Genomic DNA, 25,458 nt, shown 5'->3' on the forward strand with positions numbered 1-25,458 from the left:
GTAACCGTCGCATTCTTTAGAAATCGAGCCTCACCGGGATACCCTGGCAGGCCAGGTACTCTTTGACCTGCCGCACCGTATAGGTCCCAAAGTGGAAGACGCTCGCTGCCAATACCGCATCCGCTTCGCCGTCGATAATGCCTTGCGCGAAGTCCTCTAGTTTCCCTACTCCACCGGAAGCGATCACCGGAATCGGTACCGCACGTGCTACGGCACGTGTAAGCGGGATATCAAAGCCGTCTTTCGTGCCATCACGATCCATGCTGGTCAGCAGGATCTCTCCGGCGCCACGAGCAGCCACTTCCTCAGCCCAGGACACCGCATCGTAGCCGGTCGGTATCCTGCCACCTGCGGAATAGACTTCCCACTTGTCTCCCACCCCCACGTGCTTTGCGTCGATCGCGCAGACGATCGCCTGCGAGCCAAAGATCTGCGCGGCACGGGTGATGAGGGAAGGATCCTTGATCGCCGCAGAGTTGATCGAAATCTTGTCAGCCCCTGCCGCAAACATCTGGCGCAGGCCGGCGATAGTGTGAAAACCACCGCCGACAGTGTAGGGGATTCTCAACTCTTCTGAAGCATGGGAAGCAAGCGAGACCGCTGTTGAACGGTTATCGGAGGTCGCGGTGATATCCAGGAAGATCACCTCGTCAGCACCCTGCCTATCGTAGGCGCGTGCAAGCTCAACCGGATCTCCCGCATCCTTCAGCCCTTTGAAATTGACCCCTTTCACCACACGGCCATGGGTCACGTCCATGCAGGGGATCACGCGCTTACACAGCATCGCTCTTACCTCCTTGTGCAGCTTCGAGTGCTTCCTTCAGCGTAAAGTTCTTCTCGTAGAGCGCCCGTCCCACGATCGCGGCTTCAATCACCTGAGGCCCAAGCGCCGCAAGCGCGCGGATGTCTTCGAGGGTTGCGATGCCACCGGAAGCCACAATCGGGAATCCGGCGAGTTCAGCGATGTGTTTCATCACCGAGGTATCGATGCCGGTCTGCATTCCGTCACGGGCGATATCGGTAAAGACCAAATGGCAAAAGCCCAAGGATACCAAGCGCTTGACAACCTCATCGACGTTGAGGCGTTTCTGCGTCCTCCAGGCATTGACCCGCACGAGCCCATCCTTTACCGCGACGTCAGCCACGATTGCATCGGGATACTGTTTGGCTGCTTCCTGCGCAAACTTTGGATCCGCAATCAGGGCAGTGCCGATCGAGACACGCTCGACGCCCAGACCGAGCAGCTCCTCGATATCCTTCAGGCTCCGTACACCACCGCCGGTATCGACGCAGAGCCCCGGCACCTGGCAGATCGCCTTCAGGGCAGCTCGATTAGCCTGGCAGGCTTGCTTGTCCTCCCCAAACGCGCGGGAGAGATCGACGACGTGGACCCAGGATGAGCCCTGTGCCACAAAGTCTTGGGCCACGGCGAGCGGGTCATGGGAATAGACGTTGACTCGATCGCGTCTCCCCTCTCTGAGGCGCACGACGTCGCCGAAGATTAAATCGATAGCGGGAAACAGGAGCATCTATGCCTCGCCCTCCACGATGTGTACGAAGTTTTTGAGCATGGTGAGCCCCCAGGTCGAGGACTTTTCGGGATGGAACTGTACCCCGTAGATGTTGTTGGCCCAGACAGCCGAGGCGAACGGTTCCCCGTAGAAGGTCTTTGCCGCAACCTGCTCGGGATCGATGTCCCCCATCACCGCATAGCTGTGGGTAAAGTAGACGTTGGCACCTTCCGGAATCCCCGCAAAGAGCGGGCATGCCTTCCCCTGCTCAGCCAGATGCAGCTGGTCCCAGCCGACATGGGGGATCTTCAGACGATCTGAATGGAGCCGATCGACGCTGCCCTTCAGGAGGCCCAACCCTTTGACCCACGTGCCCCCCTTAGCTGCCTGTGCCTCACGCTCAGAGCCGCGGCCGCAGAGCACCTGTAAGCCGAGGCAGATTCCGAGGATCGGTCTGTTGTCTTGGGCTGCAGCGCGAATTGCTTCAGTCTCCTTTCTCTTCTTTAGGGAGATCATCGCATCCTCAAAGCTTCCGACGCCGGGAATCACTAAGGCATCCGCCTGCATAAGCTCTTGGGGATCATCGGAGATGGTCACGGTGCCACCCACAGCGCTCAGCGAGCGAGCAACAGAGCTTAAGTTTCCCTTGTGATAGTCAACAACAGCTATGGTCTTTGCCATATGAACAAGCCTCTCTACAGTTCGCCTTTCGTGGAGGGGACCCCCTTCACTCGGGGGTCAGGCTCGACGGCCTGTCTCAAAGCTCGAGCGCAGGCCTTAAAGGTGGCCTCGATAATGTGATGGGCATTGGTGCCGGAAAGTTCTTTCAGGTGAAGGGTGATGCCCGCCTGACGCGCAAAGCCGATAAAGAACTCCTGTGCAAGTTCCGTATCAAAGGTCCCTACCTTATCCGGTCCGATCGGCACATCCCAGTAGAGCTCCCCTCTGCCGGAGATATCGACCGAGGCCAGGGTCAGCGCCTCATCCAAAGGTATAGCGATCGAGCCGAAGCGTCTGATACCTGCTTTGTCACCGAGCGCTTGGCCTAAGGCTTGGCCCACTACGATACCGGTGTCCTCCACCGTATGGTGGTCGTCCACCCAGGTATCCCCCTTGACCTTGATATCCATATCGATCAGGGAGTGACGGGAGAGGGCTGAGAGCATGTGGTCAAAAAAGCCTACGCCCGTATCGATCGAATAGGTGCCGGTGCCGTCGAGATCGAGGTTGACCTCGATGTCGGTTTCCCCGGTTTTGCGCGTTACTTCCGCCGTTCTTGCCATACTCATCCCACAATCTCTCTGAGCGCCGCAACGAGCGCTTCATCCTCCTCGTGTGTGCCGACCGAGATGCGCAGGCAATCCTGCAACCCTGGAGCAACACTGAAGTCACGCACCAGAATCGAATAGGTGTCGTGCAGCGTCTCCCAGACCTGATGAGCCTGATCAGTACGCAGACAGAAGAAGTTCGCTTGGCTCGGCCAGGTGCGGATACCCTCAATGTCGTTCAGGGTCTCAATCAGCTGGTCCCGCTCACCCTTGATATCCTCGATAGCGGGTTGGAAAGCCTCCCGGTTCTCCACGACGGTCAAAGCCGCCGCTTGGCTGAAAGCGTTGACCGAATAGGGTTGCCGTACGGCTTCAAGCGCTTCGAGGATCTGTTCATTGGCCAACAGGTATCCAACACGCCCTCCGGCCAGGCAGTAGGCCTTCGAGAGGGTGTGCAGGATGATCAGGTTGTCATAGTCCTCCAGCAACGGCTGTGCGCTGACGCCTGCATCCGCAAACTCGATATATGCCTCATCGACCAGCACCAGACCGGTGCAGGCCTCACAGACCCGTGCGACGTCTGCCTGTCTGATCGTATTGCCCGTCGGGTTGTTCGGCGAGCAGAGGATCACCAGGGAGGCATCCTTTGCTGCCTGGGCAACTTGGTCGATCTCGACATCAAAGGTCTCCGGATCACGCTCAATGGTCACGACCGGACACTCCACCATACGGGCATAGAGCTCGTAGACTGAGAAGGTCGGTGAGACGTTTACGGTGAGATGGTCTGCTCCCCCATAGGCGAGAACCAGATTGAAGAGCGACTCATCTCCACCGTTGGAGACCAGAACCTCCTCCGGCTTGACACCCTGCCACTCCGCAATAGCAGCTCTGAGTTTATTCGCCAACGGATCGGGATAGCGGTTCGTCGGAACCTGAGTGATTGCGTCCATCACCTTCTGATGGACTGCCTTGGGCATCCCGTGGGTATTCTCATTGGCGGAAAGAACGATCTTCGCCGGTACAAACCCCGGATCGTAAGCATCGAGGTGTTCGACTGAGGGCCGCACCTGCTTGCGGATCTCAGGGCTCAGTCCCGCCCTCATTCCTGCCCACCGTTCAGAAAGCTTTTCTTCGGCTCTTGCAGCTCCTCAGGCCACGCCGTGTGAAGCGCATCAGCGGTCGGGTCATCACCTGCTTTGAAGTGATCCTCATCCTTCTCAATCAGCTTGACGCGCATCCCGACAGAGAGAGCGTGTGCCCACAGGCCTTCCGCCTGAGCCATGGTCTGTGTCGCCTCGGCGTCCTTCATCAGGCCTTCCGGCGTATAGGAAATGATCGAGGAGCGCTTCTGGAAGTCATAGACTCCCAGTGGATTGCTGAAGAGCGCAGTGCCGCCGGTCGGCAGCGTGTGGTTCGGTCCTGCCACGTAGTCACCCAAAGGTTCTGAGCTCCAGGGGCCGACAAAGATCGCGCCGGCGTTGTGGATCTTACCCAGAATCGAGAAGGCCTCAGGAAGGTGCAGCTCCAGGTGCTCCGGGGCAACCACGTTGACGACGTCGATCGCGGCATCCATATCGGTAGTGCAGACTGCGACGCCGTGGTCCAGACTCTTGCGGGTGATCTCCTCCCGCGGGCTCTGGACAAGCAGCTTTTCAAGCTCTGCGTTAACGCTGTCAGCGAGCTCTGCGCTGTCCGTCACCAGGTAGCAGGTCGCCATCGGGTCATGCTCCGCCTGCGCCATCAGATCTGCAGCGATGACGGTAGGATCTGCCGCGCCATCGGCCAGCACACAGACCTCAGAGGGACCGGCGACCATATCGATACCAACATCACCACTCACTGAGCGCTTGGCAGCAGCCACGAAGGCGTTGCCCGGGCCTACGATCTTGTCGACCTTCGGCATGCTCTCAGTGCCGTAGGCCACGGCGGCGATAGCCTGTGCGCCGCCGACAGCGTACACCTCATCCACGCCTGCGATTGCCGCGGCAGCAAGGGTATAGGAGGAGATCGTGCTATCCTTCTGCGGCGGGGTCAACATAGTGACGCGCTTCACGCCGGCGACCTTGGCAGGGATCACGTCCATCAGCACGGTGGAGGGATACTGGGCACGTCCGCCCGGAACGTAGACTGCAACCGTGGCGAGCGGCACCATCTTGACGCCCAGGATCGTCCCGTCGTCGGTCGTAGTAAACCAGGAATCCTCACGCTCCCGCTCGTGGAAGTCACGGATCTGCTTATACGCTTTCTTGATGGCAGCCAAGAACTTGGGATCGACCTTGTTGGGGGCGTCCTGTATGACCTCGTCGGGCACACGAAACTGCTTCGGGCATACTCCGTCGAACTTGAGACAGTAGTCCCGAACTGCTTTATCTCCCCCTTCGCGCACCGTGTTTACGATGTCCTGGGCAAAGGTGACGACTTCAGGAGCGAGCGCTCCGCAGCGTTTCAGATCCTTGTCTGTCAGTTGCTCTCCTCGGGCAAGTTGCACCAATCTCATGCTTTCTCCTTTTCAACACAGGCACGCAGGCGCTCCTCAAGTTTCTGAATCCTGGTGTCGCAGCGATAGGTCGCCGGCCCCGCAAAGAAGCGGGCTGAGCAGTTCAGTACATCGTCCACCACAACCAGATCGTTTTCCCGCAAGGTCGTGCCGGTAGCGGTGATATCCACGATGCGGTCAGCCATACCTACGATCGGGCCGAGCTCGATATTGCCGTGCAGGGGCAGGATCTCTACCTGTCTGCCGATCCGATCATAGTAGCCCTGGGTGATGTGCGGATACTTCGTGGCGACCCGCTCATAACCCCTCCAGGCGTAGGCCCAGTCGGTCTTTCCCTTGTTTGCGGCAGGCTCCGCCACCACAAAGCGGCAGGCCCCGTACTTCAGGTTCACTAATTGCAGCAGATCAACTTCAGATTCAATGATCGAGTCGTTGCCACAGATGCCACAGTCCGCCCCGCCATAGCCCACAAAATAGGGGGCATCCTGGGCACGGACGATGGTGTAATCGACGCCGTCCTCATGGATGATAAGATGGCGACCGGGATCCTTCAGCTTGTCGGTCGGCATCCCCGCTGCTTTCAGCAGCTTGACCGTATCCGGGAACAGGGATCCTTTCGGGATTGCGATGCGCAGCGGCCGGCTCTCAGAGGAATCCGCCGGCGTCACGACACCGGTATCTCCCATCTCACCCAGCACCTCTTGCAGGCGCTCCAACGAGAGCGCGAAGCCACAGGCGCAGGTATCAGGCATGCCGAAGTGTGTAAGCACCGCATCATAGCGACCCCCGGAGGCTAATGAAGCCGTGATGTCCTCGGAATAGGCCTTGAAGATGATGCCCGTGTAGTAGTCGAAGGAATTGACGATCGAGAAGTCAAAGAGGAGCTTTCGTTGGTCAACCAGCGGCTTCAATTCGTTTGCAAGCTCACGGAGCTCCTGAACGCCCCGTTTGTCTGTGTCCACCCCTGCGGCATCCAGTACCTGGTCAAGTTGGTCGAGTGCTTCGATCCCACCGGTCAAGCGGGGAAATCCGTGCAGCGCCTGGGCGACTTCCTGGGGAAACCCCACGCAGTCGATCAGTTCGTCTAAGCCCACCAGGTCAGAGGCGTGGACCAACTGCAATACCCGATCAGTGAATGCTTGGGTAGGTGCGCACGCTTCAAGTAAGGCTTTGAGCGGCATCACGGAGCCCAACACGATGTGCCAGGCCGGCACATGCAGGGCATCCAGGGTCTCCGCCAGAAGCGAGACCACTTCAGGTTCGGCTCTGCCGTCTTCCCCACCGATCAGCTCCACACCCAACTGGGTGAACTGCCGAGGTTGGCCTTTCAGGTCCGCCTGCTCACGCATCACCGGTGCGGTATAGCGGAGGCGGAGCGGGAAATCCCTGCGGCTCTTGTGGGTCGCCACCATACGGGCGATCGGCAGTGTCAGATCCGGTCGCAGCGCGAGGATCTGAGAGTTCTCTGCGTCAAAGAGCTGAAAGGGCAGGTTGTCAATGTGGCCCGCCTGCTCAAAAGTGGAGCGCATCTCCAAAAGCGGGGTCTCCACCGGCAGGTAGCGATGGGCGGCAAAGGTCGTTTTCACGCGATCTGAAATACGCTCCCTCGCCTGTGCCTCTTCCGGCAAGATATCTCTAAACCCAGGCGGTGTCTTTGGTGTCACAATCACTCCCCTGCTTGTAATCATATGGTAGGGTCACTTTATCACGCTAAAGTACCGCCCCAGCCTATCTGTAACATGCGCGCAATAACCGGACACGCTACTTGCGAAGTGCCGGGATAAAGCGGGCACAGACCCTGCGGATGATGCCGGCCTCAGGCATCTTGAGCGCCACCGCCCCACCGTAGGTGACGATGAGCGCCGGAATGCCGCCTGCCAGGCAATACAGGAAAGCTCTGCCCATCGAGGTCGTACAGGGGGCCACAAAGGTATTGAGGGCGGTCAGGATCAGAAAGCCGACGAGGGCGCCAGCTAAACCAAGGACCAAAGAGCGCAGGCTCTCAGCGATGATGCGGCGGATACCCAAACCTCCCAGGTTGTGCCACAGTTGGGCGACGCCGATACCATCGACGATCACATAGAAGATCGTGTTGCTCCAGGCCGGAATCATCAGGCCGTACATCGGGGTGCACACTGCCATGAACACCGCGCACACGGCGCCGGCGATCACGCTCGCACCCGCAAACAGGTTCATGTGGCGCATGGAGGAGAAGATCTTCTGCAGGAAGATGTAGACGCCGTAGACCGGCAGCGACACCGCGAGCACGCAGAGGAACTCCGCGGTCAGATTGATCTCATCGAGCGAGAAGCTCCGGCCGGACATCACGGTGATCAGAGGCTGTGAGAAGACGATCAGGAAGAGCATCATCGGGATCAGCATGAAGAGGATCTGGGAGATGCCCTTTGAGACACTGCGGCGGTAGCCCTTGATATCGTGCTTGGCAAAGAGGTCGGAGATCTCAGTGAAGAGCGCCGTGGTCAGCGGCACTGCCAAAATTGAATACGGCAGCGTGTACCAGATACGGGCATAGTAGGCGATCGAGGAGCCGGAGACTGAGGACTGCATCTCGTAGGAGGTCTCGAAGGAGGTTGTGACAAACATCACGATCGTGCAGATAAAGGACGGGATACCGATCGAGAGGGTCTCTTTGATCTCAGGATCGTGCCAATCGATGTGGAAAGTGAGCCTGACCCCTTGCTTGTGCAGGGCCGGCAGCTGAACGAGCAGCTGGACCAGCACGCCTAAAGGATTACCGAGGCCTAAGATCACCAACGCTAAGCCGGGATTTGACATCTCAAAGACGATATAGAGGACAAAGGAAGCGATCGTCACAAAGTTGTTGAAGATCGGGGCTGCGGTGCTCCAGAAGTACTCGCGCTCCGCATTCAGGATGCCCGAGACCACCATCGAGAGCGAGTAGAGCATGATCTCGATCGCGAAGAACCTGAAGAAGTAGACCGACAGGTCGAAGTCAACGTTGGTCGCCGAGAAGAGCTGCGTCCATACGATCGGAGCCGCGAAGATCACCGAGGCGAGTGAGAGGCCTCCCATGATGAGGAGGGTAAAGGAGAAGAGGTTCGAGGCGTAGGCATTGGCACCTTTACGCCCAAGCCGATGCTTGACGCTCATGTAAACCGGCAAAAACGCGGTCACGAGCATGCCGCCCATCACGAGCTCATAGAGCAGGTTCGGGAGGTTGTTCGCGATCGTATAGCAGGAGGCGAGCATCGTGACGCCGACCGCGTAGGCCTGCGCCCAGGTCCTGAAGAAGCCGGTGATTCTGGAAACGATAATCAGCCCGCTCATCATCGCCGAGGATCTGCCGACTGACTCACGGGTCTTGGCTTCTTCCTCAGCACTTTGGATCGTCTCTTCCTCATTCACAGGGGACTGCGTTGAGGTCTGGTTGTTGTCTGCCATGCTCACCCCTCTTGCACGATATCGACGAACTTCGCTCCCAAAAAGTTGGCGAGCTCCATCGGATTGAGCCTAAGGCCTAAGCCGCGGCGGCCACCGGAGATGCCAATAATGTCGAACAGTTGCGCCGTTTCGTCAATCAGCGTCGGAAATTTCTTTCTCATGCCGACTGGTGTGCAGCCACCCCGCACGTATCCGGTGACTGCCTCCAGTTTCTTCCAGGATTCCAACTCAAGCGATTTCTCATTGGTTACTGCCGCCGCTTTCTTCAGATCGAGCTCTTCGGCGACCGGGATGCAGCACACCACGTGGTCGTGGTTGGGCGCCACGCACACGAGTGTCTTGAACTGAGAGTCCATATCCGCTCCGGTCTGCTTTGCCAGGCGTACGCCTAAGCCCCGGGAGATGTCCTCTTCCTCCCCTTCGACCTCACGGACCGTGTATCTGATATGTGCCTGATCAAGCTCGCGCATCGCGTTGGTCTTCGCAACCTTATGCTTTGCCATCGCTCTGCGCCTCCCTCAGCGCGGCCATACGCTTCCGGTCACGCTCGAGCAGGGGCTTTAAGTACTTGCCGGTGTAGCTTTCCCTGACCTCTGCGACCTCTTCGGGCGTGCCATAGGCTACAATCTGGCCGCCGGCGTCACCACCCTCCGGTCCCATATCGAGGATACGGTCCGCAACTTTGATCACGTCGAGGTTGTGCTCGATCACAAGCACCGTGTTCCCGGCATCGACGAGACGCTGCAGCACGTTCACGAGCTGCCGCACATCCTCAAAGTGCAGACCGGTCGTCGGCTCATCCAGGATATAGAAGGTCTTACCGGTCTGGATGCGCTCCAGCTCTTTGGCGAGCTTTACGCGCTGCGCCTCACCGCCGGAAAGGGTGGTTGCGGGCTGCCCCAGATGCACGTAACCTAAGCCCACATCGTAGAGGGTCTCAAGCTTCCGTTTGATCTTGGGGATGTTCGCGAAGAAAGCGAGCGCCTCCGTCACGGTCATGTCCAACACATCTGCAATGGATCTGCCGTTGTATTTGACTTCCAACGTCTCACGGTTGTAGCGCTTGCCGTGACAGACGTCGCAGGGCACATAGATGTCCGGCAGGAAGTTCATCTCGATCTTGATCTGCCCGTCACCCTTGCAGGCTTCACAGCGCCCTCCGGGTACGTTGAAGCTGAAGCGCCCCGGGCTGTAGCCGCGCGCCCTGCTTTCAGGGGTGGAGGCAAAGAGCCGGCGCAGGTCATCCCACAGCCCGATGTAGGTGGCGGGGTTGGAGCGCGGGGTTCTACCGATCGGACTCTGGTCGATATCGATCACCTTGTCGATCTTGGGCCTACCCTCTCTGTCAGTAAGCCCCTTCAGCGCGCGATAGGACCCTACCTCACGCTTGGAGCGCTGGATGATGTTGGTGAGGGCGGGGGCCAAAGTATCGGTGATCAGTGAGGACTTCCCAGAGCCTGAGACGCCAGTCACGACCGTAAAAGTTCCGTACTCGATGGAGGCGGAGATACCCTTCAGGTTGTTCGCCTTGCAGCCCGTGATCGTGAGCTTGCCCCTGCGGGGATAGCGACGAGTATCCGGCAGTGGGATCATGCGCTTGCCGGTGAGGTAGGCTCCGGTGAGCGAGTCCTCGTTCGCCATGATCTCCTGTGGCGTACCTTCAGCCACCACATGGCCACCCATCTCGCCCGCGCCGGGGCCCATATCGATCACATAGTCCGCGGCACGGATCGTATCCTCGTCGTGTTCGACGACGATCACGGTATTCCCCTGGTCACGCAGGTTCTTGAGCGTCGCAATCAGCCGGTCATTGTCCCGCTGGTGCAATCCGATTGAGGGCTCATCCAGAATGTAGAGAACACCCATCAATCCGGAGCCGATCTGGGTCGCCAGGCGAATGCGCTGCGCTTCACCGCCAGAGAGGGTGGCGGAGGCACGACTCAAGGTCAGGTAGTCCAGGCCGACATTCACGAGGAACTGCAAGCGGGCACGGATCTCCTTGACGATCGGGCCGCCGATCGCCTGGTGCTTCTCGTCTAACTTGAGGTTCTCAAAGAATTCCAGGGCATCCTTGCAGGAGAGATTGCACAGCTCATAGATGCTGAGACCCCCGACGGTCACTGCCAGGTACTCCGGCTTCAGGCGGGCGCCGTGGCAAGTTGGGCACGCCACCTCACGGATGTACTTCTCGAGGTGCTTGCGCATCGTGGCAGATGTCGTCTCCTGGTACTTCTCAAAGAGGATGTTACGTACTCCTGAGAACTTGGTGAGCCAAGTGGTATTGCGTCCATCGAGGGTGTGGTAGTGCACCTCGATCTTCTTGTCGCCCAAACCATCCAGGAGGGAGCTCTGTGCGTTTTTCGGCAGATCTTCCCAGGGGGTATCTGCGCTGACCCCCAAGTAGTCACAGACCGCCTGTAGGATCTGTGGGTAGTAGTTGGAACGCCCGAAGAGATTTCCGAAGACCCCCTGATTGATGCTCAGATGTGGGTTATCGATCAAAGCCTGGGCATCCACGACACGCTTGGAGCCAAGACCGTCACAGTCCGGGCAGGCACCGTAAGGGGCGTTGAAGGAGAAGTCCCGGGGCTGCAGGTCATCAATTGAGTGCCCGTGGATCGGGCAGGCCAGTGCCAGGGAGTAGGTCAAAAGTTCTTCCGGCATGTGCTCCGGATCCTTCCGATCCGCCAAGAGCAGCACCGCGCATCTGCTTGAAGCCAGCTTCGTCGCCTGTTCCACCGCCTCGGCGATACGCCCCAGCGAGGATTCCTTGATAACAATACGGTCGACGACGACCTCAATCGTGTGTTTAATCTTCTTATTTAAGGTGATCTTCTCAGAGAGTTCCCGCACCTCACCGTCAACTCTAACGCGGCTGAAGCCCTCTCTCTGCAGATCCTGGAAGAGTTTTTGATATTCTCCCTTACGGCCCAGGACGACCGGGGCCAGCACCAGGGCACGTCTCCCCTGCCCAGCTGCCATCACCTTATCCGCCACCTGGTCGGTAGTCTGCCGTTCAATCACGCGGCCGCACTCCGGGCAGTGCGGGATACCGACGCGGGCATAGAGCAGGCGCAGGTAGTCATAGATCTCTGTGACCGTACCTACCGTAGAGCGCGGGTTCTTTGAAGTCGTCTTCTGGTCAATGGAGACCGCTGGGGACAACCCCTCAATGGAGTCGACGTCGGGCTTGTCCATCTGCCCCAAGAACTGCCTTGCATAGGAGGACAGAGATTCAACGTAGCGCCGCTGCCCTTCGGCGTAGATCGTGTCAAACGCTAAGCTCGATTTGCCTGAACCGGAGAGTCCGGTGATAACAACGAGCTTCCCTCTCGGAATGCTAACATTCACATTCTGCAGATTGTGCTGGCGGGCGCCCTTGATAACTATATAGTCTGATGCCATGCTACCCTCTTCAGAAAAAACTACGGATCCGACCGCCCAGTCGGTATCCGATCTCACATGTTTCTATCTCAGTTATCTATCTTCTCTATCCTACCAAGGAACACTCGTTCCCGAAAACAATTCACGACACTAACCAAACCCCATGTGCGGATTTTCCATCGCGTATCTGCAGCAAGCATACAGACCTGAATGCGACAGAAGCACCCAACGGCCGCTCAGCACCTCAGCTGAACGACAGCGGCAAAACCCACCCCGAGGCGGGTATAGTAACCATGTTTTTGTAGTACCGATAAGAGAGGAAAGCAAGTCGTGCCACTTTCTAAAGAGGAACAGGACCAAATCAAGCAGGAGATGGACACCGCTATGCACGGTGATAAACAGCAGCAGTCTCCGCTTTTCCCGTTGAATGAGCATTCCCACATCAAGCATGTGATCGGCGTCATGTCCGGCAAGGGAGGCGTGGGCAAGTCACTCGTGACCGGCATCTTAGCGACGCAGCTCTCCCGCCACGACGCAAAGGTCGGCATCATGGATGCCGATATCACCGGCCCCTCTATCCCCAAAATGTTCGGCCTCGATGATATGCTCGCGGGTGCCAAGGACAACAACTTAGTGCCGGTCACCACTCAAGGCGGCATCAAAGTGATGTCCACTAACCTGATCCTGCAGCACAACGATGACCCGGTGCTCTGGAGAGGCCCGATCCTCGCCGGAGCCTTAAGACAGTTCTGGGGACAGTGCGACTGGGGCGATATTGACTTCCTGCTCGTGGATATGCCGCCGGGAACCGGTGACGTCGCGCTGACCGTCTTCCAGTCCCTCCCGATTGAGGGTGTCATCATCGTCTCCTCCCCCCAGGACCTCGTCCAGATGGTCGTGGGCAAAGCCGTGAGGATGGCGAAGATGATGAAGATAGCAGTGCTCGGGCTCGTCGAGAACATGGCCTACATCGAATGCCCGCACTGCGGCGAGAAGATTGAGCCCTTCGGCCCGAGCCGCGCTAAGGAAACCGCCAATCACTACGATATGGATTTCCTAGGTCAGCTCCCGATCAACCCCGACTTCTCTGAGATGTGCGATGAGGGGACGATCGAAGAGAAGCTGCCTCGAAATCTCCTTCCTGACGGTATCGCCGCTATCCTCACCTCCGCAGAACTGATGGGAGAGCGCTGATCCTATGGGCAGGCCCAAGAGACGCAAAAAAGAGCAGCAGAAAGACGAGATCATGGCAGCCGTGAAGGTCGTGGTCCCTGATTCGGCCGACATCGTAGTTATCGGTGGCGGCGCTGCGGGGCTTGCAGCGGCAATCACCGCGGCACACGCAGGGGCCAAGGTCGTCGTACTTGAGATGGCTCCTAGAATAGGGAGGACCATCCTCGCTACCGGCAACGGCCGCTGCAACTTCTCCAACCGCGACCTCGCGCCCGAGCACTACAACCACCCAGACTTTGTACAGCAGGTTATGGGACCGAATCCCACCGATAAGGTGCTCAGTTTCTTCTCGGATTTGGGGCTTGCCTGGGCTGAAGAGGAGGGCCGGCTCTATCCCCTCTCACGACAGGCAGAAAGTGTCAGACAGGTCCTCCTCGCACGTTCCCGGCGCGAAGGAGTGATCTTAGCTTCCGCCCATCGATGCCTCTCCTTCAGTTGGACCAACGACGAGTGGCATCTCGACTTTTATGGACTCAAGAGTGCATCTGATGTTGAACATACATCTGCCCACACTATTATTTACACAGCGGGTGGTGAAGTGCCGCCCGAAGCGGTTCCAAAAGAAGTAGAGTTCATACCCCCAACACCGGCCCTGTGCCCGCTTGCCTGTGAGGGCTTGCCCTTCAAGCAGCTCAACGGACGACGCTTGCACGCACAGGCACAGCTGATACGCGACACAAAGGTTATCGACGAGGAGTCAGGAGAATTCCTTTTTCGCAGCTATGGCCTCTCCGGCATCGCGACCTTCAATCTGTCCCGTAAAGCACAGCCCCATGACCGAATCGTTCTCGATGCCGCGCCGGCCTATACACAGCAGCAGGTGATGCATCTCATTAGCCTTGCGGGAAGCTCCCAGGGAGTCTGTGATCCCATCTTGGCCGAATACATCGATCAAAAAGCCCGCTACAAAACCGCCAAAGCGGCTCATCTGATTAAACATCTCACGATGGAGATCACCGGCAAGGCTGATACAGACCATGCACAGATCCATCGCGGAGGCTTCGCAGTGTCTTCGTTCTCTGCTGAAACCCTCGAAGCAACAGGGGCACCCCGCTTCTACGCAGCAGGAGAAGCCCTCGACGTCGATGGGGATTGTGGAGGCTATAACCTGAGCTGGGCCTGGTTGAGCGGTATCCGCGCGGGGCAGGCTGGCGCAGAAGCGATCAAGAAGGAGCACCCGGATGCTTGAGGCACAAGGGATATCGATAGCGATCCATCGTCTCGATGGAACACGCAAGACCGAAGTCGTACTGTGTCAGCAGATCCTGTGTAAGAAGTTCCATCTGACGCAGGCGGATCTCACCGGCTTTACGATGAGGCGGCGCTCGATCGACGCCCGCAAGAAAAACGATATTCACCTCACCTATACGGTCCGGTTCAACCTCGCGGGAGGCAGCCATGCAGAGGAAGCGCTGCTGAAGCGCGTCTCCCCCAAGCGTGGCCGTATCACCCTCAAACTCGTTGAAGAGAAGGAGCCACAGTTTCCCACCAACCTTGGGATCGCGCTTCCTAAACGTCCCTGTGTGATCGGCGCCGGTTGTGCCGGGCTCTTCTGTGCATTGACCCTTGCCGAAGCAGGGCTCTCTCCTCTCTTGATTGAGCGCGGCGACGATGCGACACGCCGTACAGAGAGCGTCGAGACCTTCAACGAGACCGGAACCCTTAATCCCGAAAGCAATATCCAGTTCGGGTTGGGCGGTGCCGGGACCTTCTCCGATGGAAAGCTCAACACCGGGACAAAGAACCCACTCCACCGTTTAATTCTGCAGACTTTCGTGGAAGCCGGGGCCCCTAAAGATATCCTCTACGATGCGAAACCGCACATCGGGTCAGACATCCTGCCCGCCGTCGTCACACACCTAGCAGAGCGTATTGAAGATGCTGGAGGCACGGTCCTCTTCAATACCAAGCTACTTGATATCGAGCTCACCCAAAACCGCAGTCTCTGCGGCGTCAGCGTGAGACGAGGCAATGGACGCAAGGAGACGATCCACACCTCGCACACTATCCTCGCATGCGGACACTCTGCACGCGACGTCTTTTCGCTGCTTGCGGAGAAAGGGGTCTTTCTCGAACGCAAGACTTTTGCGATGGGCGTGCGTATCGAGCATCTGCAGTCCACAATTGACAGGGCCCAGTACGGTTCGGAAGCCGGAAACCCGGTCTTGGGTGCCGCTCCCTATAAGCTCGTGGCACATCCAAAAGAGGGCCGAGGTGCTTTCAGCTTCTGCATGTGCCCCGGTGGGTCAGTGGTCGCCGCCTCAAGTGAGGTGGGTGGTGTCTGCACCAATGGACAGAGCCTCGCGGCACGTTCCGGTACCAACGCAAACTCAGGATTGCTCGTCAATGTCTTCCCCGACGATCTCGTCGGGGATGATCCGCTCGCCGCTATTGGGCTACAGCGCTCCTGCGAACGGAAAGCCTATGAGCTGGGCGGCGGTGCCTATCGAGCACCTGCGCAGTTGGTCGGTGACTTTTTGGCAGCCAAACCTTCTTCAGGCCCCGGAAGCGTCAAGCCGACCTATCCGCGTGGGGTCGCCTGGGGCGAGATTGACGGCTGTCTCCCCTCCTACATCACCGATACCCTACGTCTCGCAATCCCTCTCTTGGGGCACCGACTGCACAGGTTCGATGAATATGATGCAGTCCTCACCGCGCCGGAAACGAGATCGAGCTCCCCGGTGCGGGTCGTGCGTACAAAAGAGGGCCAGTCGGCCAACACATCTGGCCTCTGGCCCTGTGGAGAAGGAGCAGGCTATGCGGGTGGCATCATGAGCGCCGCAACTGACGGAATCCGCATTGCGCAGCAACTCATCGACACCCTCGCGCACTGATCAATGTTTGCGGCGCCGATACTTTCTGCGCGTCGCATGGTCGGAGCCTCGGCGGGCTCCCTGCTTGAGACGCTTCATAACGTCAGCTTCGGTGGTGTGGTCGATGATCGCCTTCAGCTGGACAAACTGGTCACGCAGCTGTGCGGCTTCCTCGTAGTCCATCGCATCTGAGGCTGCCGCCATCTCTTCCTGCACGGTGGAGAGCATCGTTTCGATCTCGGAGCGCGGCACTGCCTGCAGGTCGTTCTGCAACTGCTCCTCGGTGATACCGGATCCACCGCCCTCAGAGTGTGCAGGCGTATAGAACACGCCGTTCTTCCGCTCACGCTTATCGACGTTCTCGTGGGCCTCTGCGATGAAGCTCGAGATATCGTTGATCGCTTTGCGGACCGTATGCGGCTCGATGTGGTACTTGTCGTTGTACTCCTCTTGAATCCGACGGCGCCGCCTCGTCTCGCCGATAGCCACCCGCATGGAGTCGGTGAGCTCATCGGCGTACATGATGACCTCACCGGAGACGTTACGTGCGGCACGCCCCATCGTCTGAATCAGGGAGCGGCGATTCCTCAGAAAGCCTTCCTTGTCCGCATCCAAGATAGCGACCAGGGAGACTTCAGGGATATCGAGGCCTTCACGTAAGAGGTTGATACCGACCAGGACATCGATCTTGCCTTCGCGCAGATCACGGATGATCCGGACACGGTCGAGCGTCTCGGTGTCGGAGTGCATGTAGTTGACCTTGATCCCCTCATCGAGCAGATGGTCCGTCAGGTCTTCCGCCATGCGTTTGGTTAAGGTGGTAACCAGCACCCGCTCATGCTTCGCGGAACGCTGCTTGATCTCGTCGATCAGATCGTCGATCTGTCCGCGGATCGGACGCACCTCGATCTTCGGGTCCAGAAGGCCGGTCGGACGGATGATCTGCTCTACGGTCCGCTGGGAAACCTTCTCCTCGTAGTCACCCGGCGTTGCGGAGACATAGATGAACTGCGGGATGCGCTCCTCAAACTCGTCGAAGCGCAACGGCCGGTTATCCAAGGCAGAGGGCAGTCTGAACCCGTGCTCGATCAGCGTGATCTTGCGTGAGCGGTCCCCTTCGAGCATGCCTCTGATCTGCGGTACGGTCACGTGGGACTCGTCGATCATGCACAGCATGTCTGGGGGGAAGTAGTCGATCAATGTATAGGGCGGCTCGCCCGGCTTTCTGCCATCCAGGTGGCGCGAGTAGTTCTCGATACCGTTGCAGTAGCCCATATTCTCGAGCATCTCGAGATCATAGGAGGTGCGCTCCTTCAGGCGTTGCGCCTGAAGGAGGCGATTGTCCGCCTTGAGTTCGGCCACACGCTTGGTCAGTTCTTCGTTGATCGTCTTGAGGGCGTGATTGATCTTCGGACGCTCAGTCACGTAATGCGAGGCAGGCCAGATCGGGATTGCATCGAATTCGCGTACCACTTCCCCGCCCACCTTATCGATCTCCGCGATGAGCTCCACCTCATCCCCGAAGAAGCTGATGCGGATCGGGTTGTCTGAGTAAGGCGGCCACACATCGACAGTGTCGCCTCTGACCCGAAAGGTACCGATCGAGAGATCGAGGTCGTTGCGGTCATATTGAATATTGATCAGGGAGTGGATTAAATCATCGCGCTCAAGGGGCTTTGACTTGTCCACATTCGGAGCCAAGCCTGCATAGTCCTGCGGGGAGCCGATACCGTAGATGCAGCTCACGGAGGCGACGACGATAACGTCACGGCGGCTCAGCAGCGAGGAGGTCGTCTGGTGGCGCAGTTTCTCCACCTCCTCGTTGATCGAGGCATCCTTTTCGATGTAGGTATCCGTCTGCGGGACATAGGCCTCTGGCTGGTAGTAATCGTAGTAGCTGACGAAGTAGGTCACCGCATTGTTCGGGAACATCTCCTTCATCTCACCCGCGACCTGCGCCGCCAAGGTCTTGTTCGGCTCCATGATGAGGGTCGGCTTGTTGACCGCCTCAATCACTTTAGCCATCGTGTAGGTCTTGCCGGAGCCCGTGACACCCACGAGCGTCTGGTACCTAAGCCCCTCTTTGACCCCTTGGGCCAGCTTTTCGATCGCCTGCGGCTGATCGCCCGCCGGCTCATAGGGGGAGATGACCTGCAGCTTTGAGTCATCTGCGCCGAGCCCGAAACGCTTTAACTCTGCGCCGAAGCGCTCATGCGCTTCGGTGCTTCCGGCCCTCGGTTCTGTATCTGTTGCAACTGTATTGTCTTGAGCCACAGTTAGCCCTTCTTCATACCTAGGATTTAGAACGTTTGTTCCTAACATATACCCTTGTTAGCTCACGGCTAAAAGGTCTGCGGTATAGAGTTTTTGATAGTGCGTGAGGGCCCGGTCCACCCTCTGGATATAGGAGGCGGTCTCCGGATATTCCTGAGCCATCTCAGTGATGGAGCCTCCCCCAGAGCTGTCCCATTCCAAGGTCTTCGCGATGCCCGCATTGTAGGAAGCGATTACCTCATTGCGTGAGGAGAAATGCTGCTGTGCAAGATCCAGAAAGCCACAGCCAAACTCGATATTCGTCTGAGGGTCGCTCAGGTCATCGACCGCATAGAGGTTTCCATCCACATACCCCTCACGGATCAGCTCCTGGGCCGTTGCCGGCATGAGCTGCATCAATCCCTGTGCCCCTGCGCAGGAGGAAGCGTCAGGGTCCCAATTGCTCTCGGTCTTGATAATCGCGCAGACCAGCATGGGGTCCACATCGTGGCGCTTAGCGGAATCAAGGATATAGGACCTATAGGAGACGGGATACCATGCGCGCTCAACGCGGTTGACGATCGCAGTACCGGTATCCGTCTCTTCAAAGAGCCACCAGAGCGTAAAGGCGACAAGCGCAAAGCAGAGCAGGCGCACGATATGCCCGCAACAGCCCCGTCTTCTCATCGCTTCCCCCTCCAGCCTTCGGCTTCGTGCTTTGCCCACCAGCTATCTACCTGATGAAGCAGGTTCTCCCGTGTCCCGTTATTGTCAAACACCGTGTCCGCATGCGCTTCGAGATATTCCCGGCTCGGCTGCTGAGCAATCCGGCGCTCAAAGTCTTTCTCGTCCATGCCGCGCACAATCGCACGCTTGCGCCTCAAGTCCATGGGGGCAACTACCACCGCCACCTCATCCGCTTCCGGTATCAGGTTCTCCACTCGATCGAGCAGCGGGATCTCCACCACGACGACCGTGGCGTCAGCGTGGGCCAGATAGTCCTGCAGCTTCTGCTCAATTGCCGGGATCTCGATATTCTCAAGTTGTTGTGTTGTTGCCGCATTCGCAAACGCACGCTCAGCTAAGAGATGGCGGTTCAGCACGCCGCTGCTGTCTACGAGATCCGCTCCGAAGACGCGAGCGATCTTAGAAACACAAGGCTCCCCCGGTGCCAAAACGACACGAGAGAGCCGGTCAAGATCGCAACGCTTAGCCCCTTTTGAGGCGAGGTGCTCAGCCACCGTCGACTTGCCAGAGGCGCACCCTCCGGCAAGAAACAGTGTATACATCGAGGGTGCTCCTATGAGTTGGAATTGAACTTGGTATGGCAGCGCGGGCAGGTGACACGGATAGCACCCTTACCGCGCGGTACTCGGACCATCTGTCCACAGTTAGGACACTGGATATGCTTGTAGTTCTTGAGTTCCTTTGCAGCTGCGCTTGGGTTTCTGAGCCACGGGGCAACCGGTCCCATAATGTTGACAAAGTGCTCGTTCTGGTCCCGCAGGGTCTGGGAAACGGGGGCGAAGAGGCGGAAGAGCGCATAGGCGACCAGGGCGATGATAACGATCGTGATCCAAAGCTGGTTCGCAAAGAGGTTGATGATCAGGAAGATGACGGCAAGCACGAGGGATGCCACCGCCATCTCATCGATGCCATTTCTGTTCTGCATAAAGTTGTTCGAGTTTCCACTTTGCATTGGTGGAGTTCCTTTCGTTGTGCCTCACTAGGTACATCATATGCTATATCTCTTTAATGATGCCAAATAACATCACCTTTGATGCAGGCATTTAAAGAAACTGAAGAAAAGACCATGCTTGCAAGCAAACCATCAATTGTTGTACTAGCTCTGGGTTTGTGGCTTCGTGTAGCGAGGAAATCCTCTAAAGCTCAGCTGAGAGCCATCACCCCCTGCGTGCATGGGGATCGCATGCATGGTCTGCTCCATGACGCCTGCCTGGTGTTGTCGATCAAGTAGCGGTACTGAGGCTTAGTCACCACGTCAGCCAGCTTGTGGTACTGGTCGCGGATCGTATGGGTCAGGACTTCCTTCCCCAACTGGTAGGTTGCGGACTGAGCTGCCCTCTGCTTGAGCTCCTTGCGTTTTCCACCAGGCTCTGCTCGTGGTCTTGTATGATATAGGTGGTGTGTGCCTCCTCGCAGGTCCCTTCCATACGCTCCAGATAGTAAAATCCTTCATACCCCCTGTGTACTCCGGTTGCTCTGGGGGCAGAATTATCGCACGAAACTCCATCAGCGCCTCTGAGGCATCGATCGTGAGACCCTTGGCAGTCCCGGTATGGACCGCCTTGCCGTAGGCACTCACCTGTACCTGTGCAGCATTGAGGGTCCTGCAGCAGAACTCTCCCAGAGGCCCTGCAACGATCGTATAGCCATAGGCTGCCCCCAAGGCATCGAGGTCCAGCAGGCACCCCGTGTTCCAACTCCTCATCCGGCACAAAGGCCAGCGCGATACAAGGATGTCTGATCGAGGGGTCGTCCTTGAGACGCTTGAGCACAACCCATCAACTCTGCAATGCCCGCTTTGTCATCCCCGCCCACGAGCGAGGTTCCGTCACCGGTCACGGGGTCCCAACCGACCATATACTTGAAATTCGTGTTAGTCTCATGACTGATCCACACCTCTTCCCCTTCAGCGTCATGCCCGATCGTGCACTTGCCGCCTTCGTAGTGGTGCACCGTCGGAGTCACGCGGTCGACGTGTGGCTGCCACACGGTGTCGAGGCGGCAGCAAAAGCTAAAGGTTGGCAATGACTCCAATCCGGGGGTTGCGGACCACAGGGCCGTTACGTAGGCGTGCTCGACAATTGACACGTCCTGCGCCCCAACCTCCTTTAGGTCCTGTACAACCGTCTCTGCCATCGCAAGCTCACGCTTTAAACTCGGTATGTTTTGCTCCTGCGTGATATCGACTGTTGGATCGGACTGTGAGACGCGCAGTATCTCAGAACCGCATCCGAAGCGAAACTCATCGCCGCACCTCCCCACATAATCGCAGACAGTACCGAAGCCTGCGCTCTTCCGCATCGCGCATACGATGTATATCTCTATCGGGCAGGTCAGACCTCTCTTCCCAAGATTTCGCTTTCAGGCCTGTAACGGAAACTTATAATTCCTAGTAATTTGGGGATATTATCGTCACACTGCTATTCGTTCTATACCGTACAATAGATACAGACTCACAGAGAGGATCAGCATATGGCTTTAAACAATGAGGTCAAGGAGCACAGAACCGCTCTGGCCCATCCCCTGTCACCTGCGGTGACCCGCAGATCATTCCTGAAAGGCTCACTTGGCGCAGCAGTGCTTGCAGCCGGCACTAGCCTCACCGCCTGCGGCGGCAGCGCTGATGACCAGAGCGATGGAACTGTCCTGCGCGTCGGTACCGAAAATCCCCATTCCTCCTTCGACACCCAGGTCACCTCGAACTCTTGGGGTGCCTCTGAGAACATCTGCGACACGCTCGTCACGCTCAACACCAAGACCTTGGAGCTTGAGCCCCTCTTGATCACCCAGATGCCCGACCTCTCAGACGACCGCCTGACCTACTCCTTTGAGCTGAAGGACGCTATCAAGTTCCACGATGGGTCAACGCTGACGTCAAATGACGTGAGGTACTCCCTCACCCGTCTGATCTCGAAAAAGGCGGAAGCGGACTCCTTCACCTACATCCAGGGCGCTGATGCAGTGCTCAATGGTGACAGCGATAAGCTGACCGGCGTACAAGTCCAGGATGACACGCACTTCACGATCACCCTGACGCAGCCCTACACCAACTTCCTGAATATGTTGGCACAGTTCTATGCCAGCATCTATCCGCAGGCTGCCTGCGAAGCCGCGGGTGATGACTGGGGTACTGGCACCAACTTTATCGGCTCCGGCCCCTACCGTCTGGAATCCAATGACGACAACACCGAAGTGGTGCTCAAGGCCTTTGATGACTACCACCAAGGCAAGCCCGCGATCGACGAAGTTGACATCATGTACATCGATGATGCCAATACCCGTATGATGAGCTACAAGAACGGGGATATCGACCTGTGCTTCTTCAGCACCTCATTGCTGCAGCAGTACCAAAACGATGATTCCGTCAAAAACGATATCGTCTACTACACGCCGGGTGCTACGCAGTTCGTGAACCTCAACCTCAACGATCCTCGCTTCCAGGATGAGCGCATCCGCGAGGCGCTCTCGCTGGCAATCAACCGCCAGGAACTGGCAGACACCGTCTTAAACGGCGCTGCTATCCCCTGCTCTGGGTTCATTCCTCCTTCGGAGACCGGTCACGACGACTCCGCGCAGACTCTTGACTATAACCCTGATCGTGCCCGTCAGCTCCTGCAGGAAGCCGGTATGAGCGATCTTTCGATCACTGCTCAGGTGAGAAGCCAGGACCAGGCCGTGATGGTCGCACTTCAAAACTACTGGTCGCAGATCGGCGTCAATGTCGATGTACAGACCATCGATGCCGGCATGTGGCGCGACGCCCGTGCCAACGGTTCCCTGGTTATGACCCTCGTACTGTGGTCCACACTTTCCTTTGTGGGCGTGGAACATATGGCTTCCTATTTCTATAGCACTAATGCATCCCAACGTTCGAGCTTCTACAACAGCCCACAGTTCGACGCCTACGTCGATGCTGCCCGCACTGCTACCTCAGAGGGTGAGGCTAACGAGGACACGATCAACGCAGACCACCAGCTGGTCCGTGAGGACTACGCCACGATCCCAGTCGTGTGGCCGCAGAGCCCCTACGTACTGCGTCCCGGCTACGATGGGCTAGATATCCTGGTCGACTTCCACTATAAAGGCATGACATATAACGGCTAATCAGGCGTGATACAACAAAGTTCTTTTCTTAGCGAACGGTGAACCCTCTTGAAAAAGCGGGTTCACCTTTTTATTGCAACAATCTTAAGCAATTCGTTATCGTACAGCCCTCGTCTGCTCCTCAGCTTCGAGCAGAGTCTCGTTGAGATCCAACTTACGCTCCGCCTCGCTGAGGTCCTTATCGAAGAGGTGGCAGGCGCACCAGTGGTCCGGAGCCACCTCAGCCATCTCTGGCTTCTTCTCGGTACAGACCCTCATGCAGTGTGGGCAGCGGGTGTGGAAGGCACAACCTGTCGGTGGGGTTGTAGGACTCGGCACATCACCTTGGAGCACGTGCATGTCCTGGATACGCTCCCGCCCGATGCGCGGCACGACCGTAAGCAGTGCCTTCGTGTAGGGATGCAGTGGGTTATCGTAGAGCTCTTGCTTGCCTGCAAGCTCCATCATGTGCCCCAGATACATCACCATGACTCTGTCGGCTATATGCTTAACGACGGAGAGGTCATGGCTGATAAAGATATAGGAGAGGCCTAGCCGATGCTGCAGGTCCTCGAGCAGGTTGATCACCTTCGCCTGCACGGAGACGTCCAGGGCGGAGACTGGCTCATCGCAGATCACTAGCTCCGGCTCCAGCACGATCGCGCGGGCGATTCCGATACGCTGGCGTTGCCCTCCGGAGAACTCGTGGGGGTAGCGGTACTTGAACTCAAGGTCCAGGCCCACCGCCTGCATCACGTCCTCAACCCTCTTGTCCCGCTCTTCCTTCGTTTTGTAAGTGAGGGCGATATCGATCGGCTCAGCGATGATGTCTGCTACCGTCATACGTGGATTGAGCGAGCTGTAGGGGTCCTGGAAGATGAGCTTCATCTTCGCGCGCTCCTGCTTGAGCTCCTCCCCTTTGAGGGATGTGAAGTCCTTCGCATCCAGGTACACTTTGCCTGAGGTCGGCTCAGTCAGGCGCAGGATGCACTTGCCGCAAGTGGATTTGCCGCAGCCGGACTCACCCACGATTGCAAAGGTCTCATCCCGATGGACTTCAAAAGAGACATCCTCGAGGGCATGGACGACCTTCTTTGGACGGGAGAAAACGCCGGTGTTCACCGGATAGTGCTTCGTGAGGTGCTCGACCCTCAGGATCACATCGTTGTCCTTCTCACTCACTTGGTCTCACCCCATTCCTTCCGGTAGCGCCAGCAGGCAACCAGATGGCATCGATCCTCTTTGGCCTGCTCCAGCTTCGGTACCTGTCTACGGCAGATATCCTTGGCAAAGGGGCAACGCGGGTTGAAGGGGCAGCCCTGAGGCAGCTCGTTGAGCATGGGTACGTTGCCCGGGATCGCGTAGAGCGTATCGATCTGGTTATCGAGCGACGGGATGGAGTTAATCAGGCCCCGCGTATAGGGGTGCAGCGGCTCGGTGAAGAGCGCACTTGCCATCGTATACTCCACGAGGTGGCCCGCATACATCACGATGACCCAGTCTGCCATCTCTGATACAACGCCCATATCGTGGGTGATGAGCATGACTGCGGTACCCGTCTGGGTCTTCATGCGATCGATCAGCTGCAGAATCTGTGCCTGGATCGTCACGTCGAGTGCCGTGGTCGGCTCATCGCAAATCAGCAGCGAGGGCTGGCAGGCCAGTGCCATCGCGATCATAATTCTCTGCCGCATGCCGCCGGAGAGCTCGTGTGGATAGCTTTTGTACACCTTCTCTGGTGCTGGAATACCCACCGAGCGTATCATAGCTAAGGCTCGCTTGCTAGCCTCTTCTTTTGGCATGGCCGGATTGTGGACGAGGATGCCCTCACGGATCTGATCCCCAGCCTTCATGACCGGATTCAGGCTCGTCATCGGCTCCTGAAAGATCATGCCGATATCCTTGCCCCGGTATGTTTGCATCTGGTCTTTGGAAAGCTTCGTCAGGTCTTCTCCGTTGAGCTCAATGGAGCCCCCGGTGATCTTGGCAGGCGGGGACGGCAGAAGGCCGATGATGGAGAGGGCGGTCAGGGACTTGCCACAACCGGACTCACCCACGACACCCAAGGTCTCCCCTTTGCGCATCATGAAGTTCAGATGCTGCAGCGCCGGCAGCGCGCCGTCCTCGGTGTAAAGCGTCACGCAGAGGTCACTGACCCGCAACAGGACGTCCTTGCCCTGAGTGATCTCCTGCTGCTGAGCATACTTTCTGTCTGCATCGGTCATCGTGTACAGTGTGTCTGTCAT

21 protein-coding genes are annotated in these 25,458 nt (G+C 57.7%); 4 read left to right on the top strand and 17 right to left on the bottom strand.

Annotated features, from left to right (window positions below; all coding sequences use genetic code 11):
• Positions 1 to 16: 16 nt before the first annotated feature.
• From hisF to uvrA, 10 genes are all read right to left on the bottom strand, one after another.
• Positions 17 to 784 (bottom strand): imidazole glycerol phosphate synthase subunit HisF, encoded by a 768-nt coding sequence (hisF, locus tag J4859_RS11830; protein ID WP_212330015.1) that lies wholly within the window; start codon positions 782 to 784, stop codon positions 17 to 19.
• Positions 774 to 1,529, bottom strand: a complete 756-nt coding sequence (locus tag J4859_RS11835) for a HisA/HisF-related TIM barrel protein (protein ID WP_212330017.1) — start codon at positions 1,527 to 1,529, stop codon at positions 774 to 776. The genes hisF and J4859_RS11835 overlap by 11 nt, the downstream gene beginning before the upstream one ends.
• Positions 1,530 to 2,192, bottom strand: a complete 663-nt coding sequence (hisH, locus tag J4859_RS11840; protein ID WP_212330019.1) for an imidazole glycerol phosphate synthase subunit HisH — start codon at positions 2,190 to 2,192, stop codon at positions 1,530 to 1,532.
• A 14-nt stretch (positions 2,193 to 2,206) separates the two neighbouring features.
• Positions 2,207 to 2,794, bottom strand: coding sequence for an imidazoleglycerol-phosphate dehydratase HisB (gene hisB / locus J4859_RS11845; RefSeq protein ID WP_212330021.1), 588 nt, complete (start codon positions 2,792 to 2,794; stop codon positions 2,207 to 2,209).
• Positions 2,795 to 2,796: 2 nt separating this feature from the next.
• Complete coding sequence (gene hisC, locus J4859_RS11850) at positions 2,797 to 3,882, bottom strand: histidinol-phosphate transaminase (protein WP_212330022.1); 1,086 nt, start codon at positions 3,880 to 3,882, stop codon at positions 2,797 to 2,799.
• Entirely contained in the window at positions 3,879 to 5,276 is a 1,398-nt protein-coding gene (gene hisD / locus J4859_RS11855; protein WP_212330024.1) for a histidinol dehydrogenase, read from the bottom strand. The genes hisC and hisD overlap by 4 nt, the downstream gene beginning before the upstream one ends.
• Positions 5,273 to 6,940 carry an ATP phosphoribosyltransferase gene (hisG, locus tag J4859_RS11860; protein ID WP_212330025.1) on the bottom strand — a complete coding sequence of 556 codons (1,668 nt, stop codon included), beginning with the start codon at positions 6,938 to 6,940 and terminating at the stop codon, positions 5,273 to 5,275. The genes hisD and hisG overlap by 4 nt, the downstream gene beginning before the upstream one ends.
• Before the next feature lie 97 nt (positions 6,941 to 7,037).
• Positions 7,038 to 8,699, bottom strand: coding sequence for a murein biosynthesis integral membrane protein MurJ (gene murJ / locus J4859_RS11865; protein ID WP_212330026.1), 1,662 nt, complete (start codon positions 8,697 to 8,699; stop codon positions 7,038 to 7,040).
• Positions 8,700 to 8,701: 2 nt separating this feature from the next.
• A complete protein-coding gene (locus J4859_RS11870; RefSeq protein WP_212330027.1) occupies positions 8,702 to 9,202 on the bottom strand; it encodes an aminoacyl-tRNA deacylase in 501 nt (166 codons plus the stop codon).
• On the bottom strand, positions 9,189 to 12,104 hold the full coding sequence (gene uvrA / locus J4859_RS11875) for an excinuclease ABC subunit UvrA (protein WP_212330028.1): 2,916 nt from the start codon (positions 12,102 to 12,104) through the stop codon (positions 9,189 to 9,191). The genes J4859_RS11870 and uvrA overlap by 14 nt, the downstream gene beginning before the upstream one ends.
• 309 nt (positions 12,105 to 12,413) lie before the next feature.
• Between uvrA and J4859_RS11880 the strand changes: the two genes are divergently transcribed.
• Genes J4859_RS11880 through J4859_RS11890 form a run of 3 tightly spaced genes read left to right on the top strand, consistent with a single transcriptional unit; the run spans position 12,414 to position 16,150 of the window.
• Positions 12,414 to 13,277 (top strand): Mrp/NBP35 family ATP-binding protein, encoded by an 864-nt coding sequence (locus J4859_RS11880; RefSeq protein WP_371812055.1) that lies wholly within the window; start codon positions 12,414 to 12,416, stop codon positions 13,275 to 13,277.
• A gap of 4 nt (positions 13,278 to 13,281) precedes the next feature.
• Entirely contained in the window at positions 13,282 to 14,505 is a 1,224-nt protein-coding gene (locus tag J4859_RS11885; RefSeq protein ID WP_212330029.1) for an aminoacetone oxidase family FAD-binding enzyme, read from the top strand.
• Positions 14,498 to 16,150 (top strand): NAD(P)/FAD-dependent oxidoreductase, encoded by a 1,653-nt coding sequence (locus J4859_RS11890; RefSeq protein ID WP_212330030.1) that lies wholly within the window; start codon positions 14,498 to 14,500, stop codon positions 16,148 to 16,150. The genes J4859_RS11885 and J4859_RS11890 overlap by 8 nt, the downstream gene beginning before the upstream one ends.
• On the opposite strand, the gene uvrB is transcribed toward J4859_RS11890, so the two are convergent.
• The 5 genes from uvrB to J4859_RS11915 all read right to left on the bottom strand — a co-directional run bounded on the left by uvrB (position 16,151) and on the right by J4859_RS11915 (position 21,430).
• Positions 16,151 to 18,403 (bottom strand): excinuclease ABC subunit UvrB, encoded by a 2,253-nt coding sequence (gene uvrB / locus J4859_RS11895; protein ID WP_305852664.1) that lies wholly within the window; start codon positions 18,401 to 18,403, stop codon positions 16,151 to 16,153.
• 57 nt (positions 18,404 to 18,460) lie between these two features.
• Complete coding sequence (locus J4859_RS11900) at positions 18,461 to 19,069, bottom strand: lytic transglycosylase domain-containing protein (protein ID WP_212330033.1); 609 nt, start codon at positions 19,067 to 19,069, stop codon at positions 18,461 to 18,463.
• A complete protein-coding gene (gene coaE / locus J4859_RS11905) occupies positions 19,066 to 19,671 on the bottom strand; it encodes a dephospho-CoA kinase (RefSeq protein ID WP_212330035.1) in 606 nt (201 codons plus the stop codon). The genes J4859_RS11900 and coaE overlap by 4 nt, the downstream gene beginning before the upstream one ends.
• 11 nt (positions 19,672 to 19,682) lie before the next feature.
• The gene (locus J4859_RS11910; RefSeq protein WP_212330037.1) at positions 19,683 to 20,081 is read right to left on the bottom strand and encodes a hypothetical protein; all 399 of its coding nucleotides are present in this window, start codon (positions 20,079 to 20,081) and stop codon (positions 19,683 to 19,685) included.
• 749 nt (positions 20,082 to 20,830) lie between these two features.
• The gene (locus J4859_RS11915; RefSeq protein WP_212330039.1) at positions 20,831 to 21,430 is read right to left on the bottom strand and encodes a hypothetical protein; all 600 of its coding nucleotides are present in this window, start codon (positions 21,428 to 21,430) and stop codon (positions 20,831 to 20,833) included.
• A gap of 171 nt (positions 21,431 to 21,601) precedes the next feature.
• On the opposite strand from J4859_RS11915, the gene J4859_RS11920 reads away from it, so the two are divergent.
• Positions 21,602 to 23,233, top strand: coding sequence for an ABC transporter substrate-binding protein (locus tag J4859_RS11920; RefSeq protein ID WP_212330041.1), 1,632 nt, complete (start codon positions 21,602 to 21,604; stop codon positions 23,231 to 23,233).
• A 96-nt stretch (positions 23,234 to 23,329) separates the two neighbouring features.
• Here the strand turns inward: J4859_RS11920 and J4859_RS11925 are convergent, their stop codons facing one another.
• Positions 23,330 to 24,394: an ABC transporter ATP-binding protein gene (locus J4859_RS11925; protein ID WP_212330043.1), complete on the bottom strand. Its 1,065-nt coding sequence runs from the start codon at positions 24,392 to 24,394 to the stop codon at positions 23,330 to 23,332.
• Positions 24,391 to 25,437 carry an ABC transporter ATP-binding protein gene (locus J4859_RS11930; RefSeq protein ID WP_371812258.1) on the bottom strand — a complete coding sequence of 349 codons (1,047 nt, stop codon included), beginning with the start codon at positions 25,435 to 25,437 and terminating at the stop codon, positions 24,391 to 24,393. Before J4859_RS11930 ends, J4859_RS11925 begins: the two co-directional genes overlap by 4 nt.
• Between the last annotated feature and the right edge of the window lie 21 nt (positions 25,438 to 25,458).

The organism is Atopobium sp. oral taxon 416 (assembly GCF_018128285.1).
Taxonomy (GTDB): Bacteria; Actinomycetota; Coriobacteriia; order Coriobacteriales; family Atopobiaceae; genus Olsenella_L.